Source organism: Pseudoalteromonas sp. bablab_jr010 (assembly GCF_016464105.1).
GTDB lineage: Bacteria > Pseudomonadota > Gammaproteobacteria > Enterobacterales > Alteromonadaceae > Pseudoalteromonas > Pseudoalteromonas simplex.
The window spans coordinates 1-16,289 of the sequence record NZ_JACDWV010000195.1; the positions used below are offsets into that span (position 1 = coordinate 1).

Genomic DNA, 16,289 nt, shown 5'->3' on the forward strand with positions numbered 1-16,289 from the left:
CGAAGGAGTCAAAGCAACCTAAATTACTAGCTCGTTTTATTGGTGGCATGAGTAAGTATAAATCAAAGGGAATACCTTTTGAGTTAAAGTCATACCTGCTACTTGTGGAGCAAACTGGGCGTTGTATCAGCGCGGATAAGCCTGGATATATAGAGCATCATTTACCTCCTATTCTTGAAAGGCTGAATTTGGAAGCTAAAAACTGGTTAACATTAACAACTCAATTTGAAAACTTATTTCATGGAGCCGCAGGTCGAGTGGATGCTATTGAAAGTTATTGCAGTAAAACTGCTCGTAAGCGACGAAGTAATCTAGCAAGCTGTAAGTTATTACTTGCCAGTTAATCTTAAATTTCTCTCAATTTTTATTTTTGCAAACTCTTGCAGCTAACTTGTGCTTTCAATTCTCATAAAACTAAATCTTTTATCTTGGTTTCTATTGTTAGATTAAGCTAATAGGATAGTTTGTCTACTCAGCTATTAATTTAGGTTACAAATTTAAGGTATTTGGAGGTTTAACAGGCACTTTTAACAGTGCCTGTCCTTTTAAATCGTGTTCAATCTAAATTAATTAGCTTAGCTCCTAAAACAGCGTACTTATTTTTACCGTTGGCGTGTAAGAAAAAGGCGGCAGATGCATGAAGTGAAGGTATTGATGTAAATACACTTTTACACTCGTAAATAGGCCATGTTGTGGCGTTTTCTAGCATACTAAGGTCGCCAGAAAAACAATTATACCCTTGTTTTAAAAGCGCTTTGTATTTGCTTTCTGTCAGCGTGAAAGACTCATTTAAAACAAAACTGTTACCTGTTCTAAAGCTTAGGCTGCTTGCATCCAAACTTGTGTAACCTTGACGGATACTGCTTATATCACCCAATTCTTTAATTATGGGTGACTGTCCTTTGTTGTTTATTGCAATATCTATCTGGTAATCACCTAGCTCACTCTTTACAGTTACATCATCTATTAGTAAGTCTACCCAATTGTCTTTAGCATTAAATGGGATAGCGTGGTACTGGGCTATTTTAGCGCTTTTCCATTCCTGTGAAGTTATTGAATCAATAGTCTTTTTATATAAAACACGGTTAACTTTACGGGCTATTTGTCGGTTTGGGTCGTTTGGGTAAGCACCTGATTCAATTAATATAGTTCGGATACCTTTTTCTGAAAAAGTATCTCCAAAACTGCGGTAAGAGTAACTGTCGTTGTACTTCCCCAAGTGCCCTGGGATCATGGTTTCAACCGTTTTGGCTAAATGAGCAATAAATTGCATAGCCTCACCACGAATTTTATTCACTTCTCTTGCTTCATTATAGGCGGGTGCTAGCACTGAAATAGTGGCTTGTTCTCCCATTTTTCCGGCACCGTAATAGGCATTCTGATCATGTAAGTTAAAGCCAAAGTCAGGTTTGAATTCATCAGCCGCAGTCATGAGTATTTGTCCTTCTTTTGTGCGAAGGGCTTTTGCATCACGATTTAAATCAATACCTTGTGCATTATGGCGAGTTTGAGCTGCCGCGCCGTCTGGGTTCACCATAGGGATAATGAGAAGAGTTACTTTTTGTTGCCAGCTTTCTAGCCATTGTGCGTTTTCATCTGCGGTTATAAAGCTTAAAAAATCCATTAGTGCGGCAGTAGCTGTGTTTTCGTCGCCGTGCATTTGGCTCCACATCATCACTTTGATTGGGCCGGTGCCGATTTTTAGAGAATTAAGTGCCTGTCCTTGGAAAGAGGTGCCGATTTGTTTTAGTGTGACGCTTGGATGTTTTGCTGCGCTTTTTAAGTGTGGCTCTATATCGGCGTAGTAAATCGCAGGTTTATCTAAGCCAGCTACAGCGGTGTCTTCAATCGTATTTGCAAGTGTACTGGTACTTAGTGCTAAAAGGGCTGTGGCGAGTACATATAGGCGCATAATTATCTCTTTTATTCTTTATTTTAATATTATGTAGAATATTATATTTTTAATGGTTTGGCTAATCCTTGTTCAGTGTTAAAGCTTCGATTGCTACTGACTAAGTATGCTTTAAATCGCTATTTTTATGCTATTTTCTTTTTCTTCATAGCTTTACGCTATATAAAATACAGTATTACTTTTAAGTACTTAGCTTCAATAGGTTTGTTTTTTTACAGTTTATTATCAAATGGCTAAACAATACTTAACCGTGTGCTGTAAAATTCTACTTGTACCGTCTGTTGACTTTGTTATACTCCACATCGAAATTTCAGTAATTACTGAAACTTTATTGATGAAGATCATGTTACCGCATTAAAAAATAGGGTAAGCCATTTACCTAAAATGCAGTAAAAGCGATAAAAGGCGTGAGTTTTGCGAGCAATTAATCAGTCACAAGGTGTCAAACAGTCTAGCTTAGCTAGGTTGCAATTGGCTGCGCGTGCGTTTTTTGCTGGCAAAGAACTAATGTCAGTTTTAGCCTTGTTGCTGATTAATTCAGCCATGCTAATCAACGGTACATTAGAAGATGCTCACGGGCTAAGAAGTTTATTAAGTGAAGGTGCTTTATACGAAACACCGTTGCTTAATGTTTTGAGTTTTTTAGCTTACCCTGTGGTGTCTTGCCAATTACTTATTGGTTTATGCTGGTTGGTCTTCCATTTCTTCCCTGCGCGTCGTGCAGGTGTCATTTTACGTAAAGCGGCCTTCGCTGCGCGTGAAACGATAAAGTCTTTAGTAGTACACAGCGCTCATGGCTGTCGTGCTCCTCCTCGTGTAAGTGGTTGTCTGTAAATAAGCTTTGTTGCTTAAGTTCAGCCATTTAGTCGTTTTTCTAAGTTGTCTTTACTAAGCACCTAGTGGGTTTTTTACGCCCAAATTTCAGCAGCCAACCTAAAATCCCTCACTTCTTAGCGTGCCGATTTGTCGTGCTTGTTAGTCAGCCGAGGGATATCTGTAGCATCTGTTGCAGAAAAGCGTCGTGTTCTTATTTCGACAAGTGTTAACTTTTAGGTTGTAGGATATTCCTTTGTCAATTCGAAACCTTTGTAATATTGCTCTAGCGTCTTTAGTGCTGGCCTTGTCTGGCTGTAAAGGCGGGGTACTCGATCCAAAAGGTCAAATTGGTGTCGACGAGAAGTATTTAATTATCGTAGCTACGGTGTTAATGCTGATTGTTGTGATTCCAGTTATTGCCATGACAATTTATTTTGCATGGAAATACCGTGATGGACGAGATCAAGAAATTTACGCTCCAAAGTGGGCGCACTCTAATAAGATTGAAGCTGTAGTTTGGACCATTCCTATCATCATCGTTGCGATTTTAGGTGTGATCACGTGGCAGTCAACGCAACAACTTGACCCATATAAACCACTTGAGGGTAAAGGTAAGCACCTTACTGTTGAGGTTGTTTCTTTGAACTGGAAATGGCTATTCATTTATCCAGAGCAAGGCATCGCCACAGTGAATGAGCTTGTTTTTCCTGCCAATGTGCCAGTGCAGTACAAGATCACCTCAGAAAGCACCATGAACTCGTTTTTCATTCCACAGCTTGGTAGCCAAATTTATTCAATGGCAGGCATGGAAACAAAGCTTCATTTAATTGCTGATGAGCCGGGTACTTTTAAAGGCTTCTCTGCTAACTACAGTGGTGCAGGTTTCACAGGTATGAAGTTCGATGCCATTGCAACAGCCACAGAAGCTGATTTCGATGCTTGGGTAAACAAAGTAAAAAATACTGGTTCTGCATTGACTAAGCAAAGCTATGTTGAACTTGCAAAACCAAGTGAATACGACCCAGTTAAATACTATGCCAGCGTAGATAAAGATATGTTCCATTCAATCGTAATGAAATATATGCAAGCGCATGGCTCTCACGGTGCAATGCAACACGCTATGCCAGAGCACTCAGCTCATAAGAAGCACAGCGAGGACGAGGAATAATCATGTCGTTGTTAGGTAAATTAACATTAGACGCAATCCCGTTTCATGAACCAATTATCATGGTTACCATGACGGTTGTTGCTGTCTTAGGTCTGTTAGTGGCAGGCTTAGTAACAAAATATAAAAAGTGGGGCGTGATTTGGCACGACTGGATCACCTCAATTGACCATAAGCGTTTGGGTGTTATGTACATCATTCTTGCGCTTATCATGCTTTTCCGTGGTTTCGCGGATGCCATTATGATGCGACTGCAATTAGCAATGGCTACTGGCGGTGCAAGTGGTTACTTACCACCAGAGCACTATGACCAAATATTTACGGCACACGGGGTGATCATGATCATCTTTATGGCGATGCCGTTTATGATTGGTTTAATGAACATCATTTTACCGCTGCAAATTGGTGCCCGTGATGTTGCATTCCCATTCTTAAATAACCTTAGCTTTTGGTTAACTGCTGGCGGTGCAATCCTAATCAATATCTCATTATTCTTTGGTGAGTTTGCGAAAACGGGTTGGGTTGCATATCCACCGTTGTCAGAGTTGTCATTCAGTCCAGGTGTCGGGGTCGATTATTATATATGGGCCTTGCAGATATCCGGCTTGGGTACCTTATTAACATCGGTAAACTTCTTAGCGACTGTATTTAAAATGCGTGCACCAGGCATGACATTAATGAAAATGCCTATTTTTACTTGGGCATGCACGTGGGCGAATATCTTAATTGCAGCATCGTTCCCAATTTTAACTGCTGTACTGGCTATGTTAACGCTTGATCGTTATCTCGATTTCCACTTCTTCACGAATGAATTAGGTGGTAACGCGATGATGTACATCAACTTATTCTGGGCATGGGGTCACCCTGAAGTTTACATTCTGATCTTACCTGCGTTTGGTATTTTCTCAGAAGTTATCTCAACGTTTGCTGGTAAACGCTTGTTTGGTTATAAGTCGATGGTTTACGCAAGTGGTGCAATTTCGATTTTAGGTTTCATCGTTTGGCTTCATCACTTCTTTACTATGGGCTCAAGCGCTAACGTTAATGCCTTCTTTGGTGTTATGACCATGGTTATTGCGGTACCGACCGGGGTTAAGTTGTTTAACTGGTTATTCACTATGTATCGTGGTCGTTTACGTATTACTGTGCCTGTCCTTTGGACTTTAGGTTTTATGGTGACGTTCACTATCGGTGGTATGACCGGCGTGTTACTTGCTATTCCTGGTGCTGACTACGTATTACATAACAGCTTATTCTTAATCGCTCACTTCCATAACACCATCATTGGCGGTGCGGTATTTGGTTATTTAGCTGGTTTTGCGTTTTGGTTCCCTAAAGCAATGGGCTTCAAACTTGACGAGAGCTGGGGCAGACGATCTTTCTGGTGCTGGTTAATTGGTTTCTTCGTGGCATTTATGCCGTTATACGTACTTGGTTTCTTAGGTATGACACGTCGCTTAAACCACACAAACAACCCTGATTGGAACATTTGGTTATACATTGCAGCTGGCGGTGCGGTGATCATTATGTTCGGTATCTTGTTCCAAGTTGTACAACTTGTAGTGAGCTTCAAAAACCGCGAGCAACTTGATGATACAACGGGCGATCCGTGGAATGGTCATACCCTTGAGTGGGCATCTGCTTCACCTCCACAGTACTACAACTTTGCGAAAATCCCTCATGTTGATGACATCGATGCGTGGACAGACATGAAAGAAAAAGGCTTAGCTTACAAGCAAGAAGCCTCTTATAGCCCAATTCATATGCCAAAAAATACATCGGCAGGTGTATTAATGAGCGCAGCTTTAACAACCTTCTGTTTTGCCATGATCTGGCATATTTGGTGGCTTGCAGCCTTTGGTTTACTGGGTGCTATCGTGGTGTTCATCAAACGTTGTTACACCAGCGATGTTGATTACTACGTGCAACCAGATGAAATTGTTGAACTAGAAACGGCTCATAACACAGCCGCTACGAAGGAGGTGAATGCATGAGTAGCATTTCTGCAGGACTCGACACCTTAAACGGCGCACACGGTCATGTCGATGCACACGACCATGAGCACCACGATACAGGTGGTAACACCGTATTTGGTTTCTGGCTTTATCTTATGACTGACTGCCTGTTGTTTGCATCATTTTTTGCAACCTACGCAGTATTGTTCATGAACACTGCTGGCGGTGTGTCGGGTAAAGATATTTTTGAACTTGATTTTGTTGCGGTTGAAACCGCAGCTCTACTACTTAGTAGTATCACATTTGGCTTTGCGATGATCTCTGCTCACGGGCAGAAAAAGGCGGCTACGTTAACTTGGTTGCTGGTTACCTTTGCCTTTGGTGCAGTGTTTATTGGTATGGAAGTGTACGAATTTCATCACCTAATTGCGCACGGTAATGGCCCTCAGCAAAGTGCCTTTTTAACATCGTTCTTCTCTTTAGTGGGCTTACATGGTCTTCACGTTACAGCGGGTCTTATTTGGATGACTGTCCTGATGATTGAAGTTGTGCGCCGTGGTTTAAACCCACAAACAGTGACACGCCTAAGTTGTTTAAGCTTATTCTGGCACTTCTTAGATGTGGTGTGGATCTGTGTATTTACCGTTGTTTATTTAATGGGAGCAATGTAATGAGTCACAGTGAATCACATGTAATTAATAACTTAGAAGTTCATGCACATAATGATCAATCACATGGCAGCGTTAAAGACTATTTAATTGGTTTTCTACTGTCAGTGGTTTTAACGGCTATTCCATTTTGGGCTGTGATGAGTGGTTCGTTTTCTAAAACGACCACTGCATGGTGCATCGTGAGCATGGCGATTGTGCAAATTTGGGTGCATTTGAAATATTTCTTACACCTAAACTTCAAAACTGAAGACGGCAAGGCAAGTTCATTGTCGTTTATCTTTAGTGCTTTAATCATTGTTATGGTGGTTGGTTTGTCGGTGTGGATCATCTACGAATCGAACGCCATGATGATGTACTAATAACAATTACTTTGTAATTGGTAAAAGATTTACGAAAGGAGCTGGTTAGTCTGAGGTTGTGTCTCCAGTTCTTACAGTCTGTTACTAGCTAGTTTCTTTCGTAATATTGCGTTTGTGCTGAAAATTAGAGGAGTCGAGGAAGTGTTTCGACGTTATTTAAATGTCACTAAACCTGGCATTATCATGGGCAATTTGATCTCTGTCGCGGGGGGATTCTTGCTAGCCTCTCGCGGTGATATTGACCCATGGTTAATGATCGCAACCTTACTAGGGTTATCTTTAGTAGTGGCATCAGGATGCGCGATCAATAACGTGATTGATCGTGATATTGATGTTGCTATGGCGCGCACTCGCAAACGCGTCACAGTAACTGGCGAAATGTCAGCAAAGGCGGCTATGGCACATGGCATCGTGCTTGGTGTTATTGGTTTCGGGTTATTAGCTGTGTATACCAACGTAGTGGCACTCTTATTTGCTACTTTTGGTTACGTCATCTACGTAGGTGTGTACAGCTTATATATGAAACGTCGTTCTGTGTACGGCACCTTTGTAGGAAGTTTATCTGGCGCAGTACCGCCTGTAGTGGGTTATTGTGCCGTAACTGGGCAGTTTGATGCTGGTGCTGTGATTTTATTGGTCATGTTTAGTCTATGGCAAATGCCTCATTCATATGCAATTGCAATCTTTCGTTATAACGACTACCAAGCGGCCAGAATTCCTGTGTTACCAGTAGCGCAGGGGATCGAGAAGGCAAAGCATCACATTGTTTTATATATCGCCGTGTATGCGTTGGTTGTGATGTTATTAACCATTAGTGGTTATACAGGTTTAGCCTTTATGGCTGTAGCCTGTACAACGAGTTTTTGGTGGTTGCTAATGGCGCTTCGTGGCTATCGTCGAAATATTGATGTAAGCGGCTGGGCGCGCCAAGTGTTTGCTTTTTCAATTGTAAACATCACGGTTTTGAGCATAGCAATGGCTTTAGATTACCATTCGGTAGCTCCACAGCTACTTGTTTTAACTTAGAAAAAAGTTGCTAACATATCCCAATGTTACAGTAGCAAAGGCCCGGTTTTTTCTCCACCGGGCCTTTTTTCTTTGTTGTTTTTAAAATCGAGCAGCTTGCTCTACTACAATGCCATGACGAGCCGCTAAACGGCGATGATCTTTATCATAACCACCCCCAATAACTGTTGCGACAGGTACATTGTGCTCAAGGCAGCGTTTGAGAACTAAATGGTCGCGTTGTGCTATCCCTTGCCAGCTTATATCAAGTTTTCCTAAGCCATCTTGCTGCCATACATCTACACCTGCATCATAAAGTACTAAGTCTGGGTTTAGGGTGTTTAATAAATAACTCAGCGTATCGTCAACAACGCTTAGGTATTCACTATCAGCGACATTCGGTGCTAAACCTATATCTAAATCGCTGGCTGATTTTCGAAACGGAAAATTCTTTTCACAGTGAATAGAGCAGGTATAAGCATAGGGCTGATGCGCCAGCATTGCTGCGGTACCATCACCTTGATGAACATCTAAATCAAAAATAAGTATATTGGTTACTTCACCACTTTTTATCAGGGTTTCGCTGGTGAAAGCGAGGTCGTTTACCATGCAATAGCCTGAGCCAAAATCAGTATGAGCATGGTGAGTGCCTCCCGCTAAGTGGCAAGCAACGCCATGTTTAAGAGCTAAGCGTGCTGTTTGTAAGGTGCCCAGAGGCGCAGTAAAGGTACGTGCCATCAGCTCTTTTGACCAAGGTAAGCCAATACGGCGCATCGCTTTTTCATCTAAGCGGTTGTGCCAAAGGTCCTGGATATAATTTTCACAGTGCACTAACTCAAGGGGCTCAGGGCTGCCAAGCATCGGTTGAGTTAGGTTGTCATTTATTAATCCAAGGTTTTGCACATGCTCATATAAATAAGCAAACTTACTCATCACAAAGCGATGGTTAGGATCGAAACTAAACGAGTAATTTGGATGATACACCAAGGGTAAGTGGGGATTTAACTGCATAGCTTATTAAATAGCTGAATTTGCTACAGCATAACGAATCTAAAGGCAAATGTTTACTCTGGCGCGTGAATTAAATGAGCTAACTCGCGATGTAATAATGCCTCATCACCCAGATTTAGCTCAATCAATCGTTTTAAGTGAGTAATACTATCAATATCGATATGTTCGCAGCGAAGGCCTGCATGCTGATGCTCAACATGGCACAGCTCCACTTGCATTTTAATCTCGATAGTTGACTCTGGCAGGGTAAAGATTAAGTCAGCTTTACTATGAATAGGCACTAAAAATGAATCACTTTTAGTAATGAGCGCACCTTGCAAAGATAGATCAAGTAAATGACAGTGATAGTCGTTATCTTCGATACGAAGGACCGCAGGGCAAGAAAATAATACCCGCGAAAACTCTCTGCGTTCATTCATAGCTGTATCTCCAACTTTAGTTACTTAATAGTATAGATCATAATGGAGTGAGTGATAGCAAAGCTTAATACAACAAAAAAGCCCCTGAGTAGGGGCTTTTTGAGTATCAGCTAATTAGCCAATTTTTTTGTATTTAATACGCTTAGGTTGTGCCGCTTCTGCGCCTAAGGTTTTCTTCAACCACTCTTCGTATTCTGTGTAGTTACCATCGAAGAAGTTAATTTGGCCTTCGTCACGGTAATCAAGAATATGTGTAGCAATACGGTCAAGGAACCAACGGTCATGCGAGATACACATTACACAGCCAGGGAACTCTAAAATAGCGTTCTCAAGTGCACGTAGTGTTTCAACGTCTAGGTCATTGGTTGGCTCATCCAGTAGTAATACGTTACCACCAGCTTTTAGTAACTTAGCTAGGTGTAAACGGTTGCGCTCACCACCTGATAGGTCTTTAACGAATTTTTGTTGGTCGTTACCTTTGAAGTTAAAGCGGCCAACATAGGCACGGCTTGGGAATTCAAAGTTACCAATTTTTAATACGTCTTGGCCGTTAGAGATTTCTTGGAAAACCGTGTTGCTCTCGTCCATGTCGCCACGGAACTGATCAACCGTTGCAAGTTCAACAGTGTCACCAACAATGATCTCACCACTATCTGGCGTTTCTTCACCACTTAGCATTTTGAATAGTGTCGATTTACCCGCACCATTGGCACCGATAATACCTACGATAGCGCCTTTCGGCATTGCAAAGTTTAAGTCATCGATTAATACACGATCGCCAAAGCTCTTCTTCAGGCCTTTCACTTCGATAACTTGGTCACCTAAGCGTGGACCCGGTGGAATAAATAGTTCATTCGTTTCGTTACGCTTTTGGTAATCGTTTTGCTGAAGCTCAGAAAACTGTGCCATACGTGCTTTAGACTTAGCTTGACGGCCTTTCGGGTTTGAACGAACCCATTCAAGTTCTTGCGCGATTGATTTTTGACGTGCTTTTTCAGATTTCTGTTCTTGTTGTAAACGTAAATCTTTTTGCTCAAGCCACGATGAGTAGTTACCTTCCCAAGGAATACCTTCACCACGGTCAAGCTCTAAAATCCAACCTGCTACGTTGTCTAAGAAGTAACGGTCGTGGGTTACAGCAACCACGGTACCTTCGTAGTCGTGTAAGAAGCGCTCTAACCAAGCAACTGACTCAGCATCTAAGTGGTTGGTTGGTTCGTCAAGAATAAGCATATCTGGTTTTTCAAGTAGTAAACGACAGATCGCAACACGGCGACGCTCACCACCAGAAAGGTGTTCAATTTTTGCATCCCAAGGTGGAAGGCGTAATGCATCAGCTGCACGCTCTAACACGTTGTCGATATTGTGACCATCGTGCGCTTGGATGATAGCTTCAAGTTCGCCTTGCTCTTTAGCAAGCGCATCGAAATCAGCACCGTCCATTGCATACTCGTTGTATACTTCATCAAGGCGGTTTAGTGCATTTTTAACTTCGCTTACTGCTTCTTCAACTGTTTCGCGAACTGTTTTGCTTTCGTCTAGCACAGGCTCTTGCGGTAAGTAACCGATTTTAGTGCCTGGTTGAGGGCGAGCTTCACCTTCAAAGTCTTGGTCAACACCAGCCATAATGCGAAGTAATGTTGATTTACCTGCACCGTTTAGACCTAGCACACCAATTTTTGCGCCTGGGAAAAAGTGTAAAGAAATATCTTTTAAGATAGTGCGCTTAGGTGGCACAACCTTAGAAACTCGACTCATCGAGAATATAAACTTATCTGGTAACACCATGAAAGGAGCCTTCAATTTATAAGAAAAATTAACAGCAAGTATTGTATACCCAAACTACCTCAAAATACAGAATTCAGCGTTTATGATAGGCTTAACATCAAGGTGTTATTTACTCAAAGAGTCATACATTTTAATTAATGACCACTCAGAAATACCACTTCATTTGGACATCTAAACATCTAGAGGTTGAAATTTCTAACTATCCGTTCATAATTAGCAGTCAGATAAGTATGCTCGGAGCCAGCTATGCCCATTACAGTAAAAGATGAATTGCCAGCCATTGCAAAATTACGCCAAGAAAACGTGTTTGTAATGCCAAAAAGTCGCGCGAAAACGCAAGAGATACGCCCAATGCGTTTGGCCATCTTAAACTTAATGCCAAACAAGGTTGAAACCGAAGTGCAGTTTATTCGCTTGTTAGCTAATTCACCGCTACAAGTTAATGTTGAGCTGTTGCGCTTAGATACTCACCGCACCAGTAGTCACTCTGAGCAGCACATGGATACGTTTTATCGCTATTTTTCAGAAGTGAAAGATAATAACTACGATGCCATGATCATAACAGGCGCGCCGCTTGCTCATTTAGAGTATGACGAAGTTGCTTACTGGGACGAGCTAAAAGTTATTTTAGATTGGGCTGAGCAACATGTTACGTCTACGCTGTTTTCGTGTTGGGCGGCCCATGCGGGTCTATATCATCACTATGGCCTTAAGCGCGAACTTAAACCAAATAAATTAAGCGGCGTATTTACCCATAAAAGTTATTTTGACCATGCAGCACTCACTCGTGGTTTTGATGATACCTTTTTAGTGCCACACTCTCGTTATGGTCATATTGATATCGATAAGATCACTGCCTGCGAAGAGCTGGTGGTGTTAGCCGGATCAGAGCGAGTTGGTGCTTACTTAATTAAAAATAAATCAGGCAGCCAAGTGTATATTACTGGCCATCCAGAGTACGATGCTCATACCTTAAAAGGGGAGTATTTACGCGACCAAGAAAAATCAGCGGATGCGCCTAAGCCAGAAAACTACTTCCCTGACGATAACCCAGACAACGAACCGTCGAAAACGTGGCAAAGCCATGCCTTTTTATTGTTTTCGAATTGGTTAAACTATTATGTGTACCAAACTACACCGTATGATATTAACTTAGTTAGCCAAGATGTAAGGACTAACAACTATGCCGAGTAATGCAGTGAATAAACGCGAACAATTAACCGAGGCGCTAAAACAGCGAATTTTAATCCTCGATGGCGCGATGGGCACCATGATCCAAGAATATAAATTAGAAGAACAGGATTATCGCGGTGAGCGCTTTAAAGACTGGCATGTACTTATTAAAGGCAATAACGATTTATTAAGCCTAACTCAGCCAAAAATCATTGCTGATATTCACCGTGCTTACTTAGAAGCCGGTGCCGATATCATCGAAACGAATACCTTTAATGCCACGACTATTTCGATGGAAGATTACGACATGGCGAGCCTTAGCCGCGAAATCAACTTCGAGTCAGCGAAGCTTGCACGCAGCGTGTGTGATGAACTTGAAGCAAGCGATCCTAGCAAACCGCGTTATGTAGCCGGTGTACTTGGACCAACATCAAAAACCTGCTCTATCTCTCCAGATGTAAACGACCCGGGTTACCGTAATATCAACTTCGATAAGCTGGTGGCGGCGTACGTTGAGTCAACATTGGCACTGATGGAAGGTGGTGCTGACCTTATTTTAATAGAAACCATCTTTGATACCCTTAATGCTAAAGCGGCTTCGTTTGCCGTAGAAGAAGCTTTCGAGCAAGCTGGTCGTAGTTTACCTGTGATGATCTCAGGCACCATTACCGATGCCTCAGGCCGAACTTTATCAGGGCAAACCACAGAAGCATTTTATAACTCAATTCGTCATATCAAACCGCTATCAATCGGCCTTAACTGCGCCCTTGGCCCTGACTTACTGCGCCAGTATGTTGAAGAGTTATCGCGCGTTTGTGAAACCTTTACCTCGGTGCATCCAAATGCAGGTTTACCGAACGAGTTTGGCGAATATGATTTAGAAGCTCCTGAAATGGCCCAAGAAATTATTGATTGGGGCAAGTCTGGCTTTATCAATATTGTAGGTGGTTGTTGTGGCACCACTCCGGCTCATATTAAGGCGTTTGCGAAAGGCCTTGAAGGTGTTAAACCTCGCCAATTACCTGAGCTTGAAGTGCGTATGCGCTTATCGGGCCTTGAAGCGTGTAACTTAAACTAGGAAACCGACATGACTGACCAAATTGCTGTATTTACTAACGTCGGTGAGCGTACCAATGTAACAGGCTCGGCTAAGTTTAAGCGCTTGATCATGGAAGAAGATTACGAGACCGCTCTCGATGTTGCCCGTGAACAAGTAGAAAATGGCGCGCAAGTAATTGATATCAACATGGATGAAGCCATGTTGGACTCGAAAGCGGCGATGGTAAAGTTTTTAAACTTAATTGCCTCAGAGCCTGATATCTCAAAAGTACCTATCATGGTCGACTCGTCTAAATGGGAAGTGATTGAAGCAGGCTTAAAGTGTATTCAAGGTAAGGCCATTGTTAACTCAATTTCACTTAAAGAAGGTGAAGAGCCGTTCATCCGCCAAGCTAAGCTAATTAAACGCTTTGGTGCTGCTGCGGTTGTAATGGCGTTTGATGAAACAGGGCAAGCAGAAACCGCTGATCGTAAGTTCGAGATTTGTCAGCGCAGTTACAAAATACTCGTTGAAGATATTGGCTTTCCGCCAGAAGATATTATTTTTGACCCGAACATTTTTGCCGTCGCAACGGGCATTGAAGAGCACGATAACTACGCGGTTGAGTTTATTGAAGGTACGCGCCGAATTAAGCAAGGCCTACCGCACTGTAAAGTGTCGGGTGGTGTATCGAATGTGTCGTTTTCGTTTCGAGGTAATAACCCAGTACGTGAAGCTATTCACTCTGTGTTTTTATACCACGCGATTAAAGCGGGTATGGACATGGGCATTGTAAATGCAGGTCAATTAGCGGTTTACGATGATATTCCCGACGAGCTGCGCAAAGCTGTAGAAGATGTGATCCTCAATACCGACCCAGGTGCCGGTGAGCGACTTGTTGAACTTGCACCAAAATACTCAGGTATGGCGCAAGCAGAGAAAGTTGAAGACTTAGAATGGCGCACTTGGCCTGTCGAAAAGCGCCTTGAACATGCGCTAGTAAAAGGCATTACCGAGTACATCGACGAAGATACCGAAGAGTGCCGCAAGAGCAAAGCTAAGCCTATCGAAGTGATCGAAGGCCCGCTTATGGACGGCATGAACGTAGTAGGTGACTTATTCGGTGCGGGTAAAATGTTCTTACCTCAGGTTGTTAAGTCAGCTCGTGTGATGAAGCGCGCCGTTGCCTATCTTGACCCTTTCATTGAAGCTGAAAAAGAAGAGGGCGCAACCAACGGTAAAGTGGTTATGGCAACCGTTAAGGGCGACGTACACGACATTGGTAAGAATATTGTAGGCGTGGTACTGCAATGTAATAACTACGAAGTTATCGACCTTGGTGTGATGGTGCCGGCAGAGAAAATCTTGCAAACCGCCATTGACGAAAAAGCCGACATTATTGGTTTATCAGGGCTTATTACCCCATCACTTGATGAAATGGTGCATGTTGCCAAAGAAATGACCCGTCGTGGTTTTGAATTACCGTTACTGATTGGTGGTGCAACAACCTCTAAAGCGCATACTGCGGTTAAAATTGAGCCTCAGTATGATAAAGGTGTGGTTTATGTCAATAACGCCAGCCGCGCTGTAGGTGTGGTTTCTAATTTATTGTCGAAAGAGTTAAAGCCAGCATTTTTAGAGAAAACCAAGGCTGAGTATGAAAAAGTACGTGAACAACAAGCACGTAAAAAGCCGCGCTCAAAACCTGTTACTTTACAGCGTGCTCGCGACAACGCTGTAAAACTTGATTGGGACAACTACACACCACCTGTGCCGAAAAAACTGGGTGTGACTGAGTTTAAAGATGTTTCGATTGCGACGTTAAGACAGTACATCGACTGGACTCCTTATTTCATGACGTGGTCAATTGCTGGTAAGTACCCACGTATTCTTGAAGATGAAATTGTAGGTGAACAAGCTAAAAGCTTATTCGCTGATGCTAATGCAATGCTTGATGAGCTTGAGCAATCAGGTGCGCTGCAACCTCTAGGTGTCATTGGTTTATTCCCTGCAAACCGAGTAGGGGATGACATTGAGATTTACACCGATGAGTCGCGTACAACGCTTTTAACTACATCGTGTCATTTACGTCAGCAAACGGAAAAAACCGACTTTGCTAACTACTGTTTAGCTGATTATATTGCGCCAAAAGGCACTCCTGATTACTTTGGTGCGTTTGCGGTTACTGGTGGTCTTGAAGAAGACGACCTTGCCGATGCCTTCGATGCGAAGCAAGATGATTATAATAAGATCATGGTTAAAGCCGTTGCAGACCGTTTGGCTGAGGCATTTGCAGAGTACTTACATGAGCAAGTGCGTAAAGAGTATTGGGGCTATGCGGTAGATGAAAATCTATCGAACGATGAACTTATTCGTGAAAACTACCAAGGTATTCGCCCAGCGCCAGGTTATCCTGCTTGTCCTGAACATACAGAGAAGAAGAAAATCTGGCAGTTACTTGATACCGAGCAACGTATCGGCATGAAGCTAACCAGTTCATATGCAATGTGGCCGGGTGCGGCGGTTTCCGGTTGGTATTTCTCTCACCCTGAAGCTAAGTACTACGCAGTGGCGCAAATTCAACAAGATCAGGTAGAAGATTACGCTAAGCGTACCAACATGACTCTTGCAGAAGCTGAGCGTTGGTTGTCGCCTAATTTGGGCTATGAACCAGAATAATAACCTTTAGTTATTAGCTTTTGTTTAAATTAAAAACGAGTCCCAAATGGCTCGTTTTTTTATGCTCATTTTTTATCATACTTTTATCTTTTTAATTGCTTTAATACTGGCAAATTCCTTCTATTTTAAATATTTGTGTTAAAGTGATACCAATTCGCTTAATAAAGTGGTCTATTTTGAGGCAATGAAACCTCGTTGATAACAAGGCAAAAATTTCGTTATTTAGTTGTTCTAAATCAGAAATTTTTAACGCAGGTAGCGACAGGTTTAATCCCTCAAAATGATTAAGTATTATTG

13 protein-coding genes and 1 pseudogene are annotated in these 16,289 nt (G+C 42.3%); 10 read left to right on the top strand and 4 right to left on the bottom strand.

The genetic code is table 11. The annotated features are described in order from the left end of the window. Window positions 1-344 (top strand): annotated as a pseudogene (locus tag JIG37_RS18915) (transposase); the annotation flags it as partial. A gap of 212 nt (window positions 345-556) precedes the next feature. Here the strand turns inward: JIG37_RS18915 and JIG37_RS18920 are convergent. Then, entirely contained in the window at window positions 557-1,912 is a 1,356-nt protein-coding gene (locus JIG37_RS18920; RefSeq protein ID WP_199530082.1) for a M14 family zinc carboxypeptidase, read from the bottom strand. Window positions 1,913-2,326: 414 nt separating this feature from the next. Between JIG37_RS18920 and JIG37_RS18925 the strand changes: the two genes are divergently transcribed. The 6 genes from JIG37_RS18925 to cyoE all read left to right on the top strand — a co-directional run bounded on the left by JIG37_RS18925 (window position 2,327) and on the right by cyoE (window position 7,904). Further along, window positions 2,327-2,746 carry a hypothetical protein gene (locus JIG37_RS18925; protein WP_063706310.1) on the top strand — a complete coding sequence of 140 codons (420 nt, stop codon included), beginning with the start codon at window positions 2,327-2,329 and terminating at the stop codon, window positions 2,744-2,746. Window positions 2,747-2,981: 235 nt separating this feature from the next. Beyond that, window positions 2,982-3,896 carry a ubiquinol oxidase subunit II gene (gene cyoA, locus JIG37_RS18930; RefSeq protein ID WP_054562298.1) on the top strand — a complete coding sequence of 305 codons (915 nt, stop codon included), beginning with the start codon at window positions 2,982-2,984 and terminating at the stop codon, window positions 3,894-3,896. Window positions 3,897-3,898: 2 nt separating this feature from the next. Beyond that, entirely contained in the window at window positions 3,899-5,887 is a 1,989-nt protein-coding gene (cyoB, locus tag JIG37_RS18935) for a cytochrome o ubiquinol oxidase subunit I (RefSeq protein ID WP_054554289.1), read from the top strand. Further along, window positions 5,884-6,519, top strand: a complete 636-nt coding sequence (gene cyoC, locus JIG37_RS18940; RefSeq protein WP_054554290.1) for a cytochrome o ubiquinol oxidase subunit III — start codon at window positions 5,884-5,886, stop codon at window positions 6,517-6,519. The genes cyoB and cyoC overlap by 4 nt, the downstream gene beginning before the upstream one ends. Continuing rightward, entirely contained in the window at window positions 6,519-6,878 is a 360-nt protein-coding gene (cyoD, locus tag JIG37_RS18945) for a cytochrome o ubiquinol oxidase subunit IV (protein ID WP_138600215.1), read from the top strand. Before cyoC ends, cyoD begins: the two co-directional genes overlap by 1 nt. 141 nt (window positions 6,879-7,019) lie before the next feature. Then, window positions 7,020-7,904, top strand: coding sequence for a heme o synthase (cyoE, locus tag JIG37_RS18950; RefSeq protein WP_054554292.1), 885 nt, complete (start codon window positions 7,020-7,022; stop codon window positions 7,902-7,904). 81 nt (window positions 7,905-7,985) lie between these two features. Here cyoE and JIG37_RS18955 read toward each other — a convergent pair whose 3' ends face one another. The 3 genes from JIG37_RS18955 to ettA form a co-directional block, all read right to left on the bottom strand. Further along, window positions 7,986-8,894, bottom strand: a complete 909-nt coding sequence (locus JIG37_RS18955; protein ID WP_199530083.1) for a histone deacetylase — start codon at window positions 8,892-8,894, stop codon at window positions 7,986-7,988. Between the two features lie 53 nt (window positions 8,895-8,947). Then, entirely contained in the window at window positions 8,948-9,313 is a 366-nt protein-coding gene (locus JIG37_RS18960) for a PilZ domain-containing protein (RefSeq protein WP_199530084.1), read from the bottom strand. Window positions 9,314-9,427: 114 nt separating this feature from the next. Then, entirely contained in the window at window positions 9,428-11,101 is a 1,674-nt protein-coding gene (gene ettA, locus JIG37_RS18965) for an energy-dependent translational throttle protein EttA (protein ID WP_054562291.1), read from the bottom strand. A 246-nt stretch (window positions 11,102-11,347) separates the two neighbouring features. Here ettA and metA point away from each other — a divergent pair, with 246 nt between their 5' ends. Genes metA through metH form a run of 3 tightly spaced genes read left to right on the top strand, consistent with a single transcriptional unit; the run spans window position 11,348 to window position 15,992 of the window. Continuing rightward, window positions 11,348-12,295 carry a homoserine O-succinyltransferase gene (gene metA, locus JIG37_RS18970; protein ID WP_194442608.1) on the top strand — a complete coding sequence of 316 codons (948 nt, stop codon included), beginning with the start codon at window positions 11,348-11,350 and terminating at the stop codon, window positions 12,293-12,295. After that, complete coding sequence (locus JIG37_RS18975; RefSeq protein WP_199530085.1) at window positions 12,285-13,352, top strand: homocysteine S-methyltransferase family protein; 1,068 nt, start codon at window positions 12,285-12,287, stop codon at window positions 13,350-13,352. Before metA ends, JIG37_RS18975 begins: the two co-directional genes overlap by 11 nt. A 9-nt stretch (window positions 13,353-13,361) precedes the next feature. Next, window positions 13,362-15,992 (top strand): methionine synthase, encoded by a 2,631-nt coding sequence (gene metH, locus JIG37_RS18980; protein ID WP_199530086.1) that lies wholly within the window; start codon window positions 13,362-13,364, stop codon window positions 15,990-15,992. The last annotated feature ends 297 nt before the right edge of the window (window positions 15,993-16,289 follow it).

Bases quoted from the DNA above. Each gene is read 5' to 3' on its own strand.
- JIG37_RS18920 (WP_199530082.1), bottom strand. From the start codon at position 1,912: ATGCGCCTATATGTACTCGCCACAGCCCTTTTAGCACTAAGTACCAGT.
- cyoB (WP_054554289.1), top strand. From the start codon at position 3,899: ATGTCGTTGTTAGGTAAATTAACATTAGACGCAATCCCGTTTCATGAA.
- cyoC (WP_054554290.1), top strand. From the start codon at position 5,884: ATGAGTAGCATTTCTGCAGGACTCGACACCTTAAACGGCGCACACGGT.
- cyoD (WP_138600215.1), top strand. From the start codon at position 6,519: ATGAGTCACAGTGAATCACATGTAATTAATAACTTAGAAGTTCATGCA.
- JIG37_RS18955 (WP_199530083.1), bottom strand. From the start codon at position 8,894: ATGCAGTTAAATCCCCACTTACCCTTGGTGTATCATCCAAATTACTCG.
- JIG37_RS18960 (WP_199530084.1), bottom strand. From the start codon at position 9,313: ATGAATGAACGCAGAGAGTTTTCGCGGGTATTATTTTCTTGCCCTGCG.
- ettA (WP_054562291.1), bottom strand. From the start codon at position 11,101: ATGGTGTTACCAGATAAGTTTATATTCTCGATGAGTCGAGTTTCTAAG.
- metA (WP_194442608.1), top strand. From the start codon at position 11,348: ATGCCCATTACAGTAAAAGATGAATTGCCAGCCATTGCAAAATTACGC.
- JIG37_RS18975 (WP_199530085.1), top strand. From the start codon at position 12,285: ATGCCGAGTAATGCAGTGAATAAACGCGAACAATTAACCGAGGCGCTA.
- metH (WP_199530086.1), top strand. From the start codon at position 13,362: ATGACTGACCAAATTGCTGTATTTACTAACGTCGGTGAGCGTACCAAT.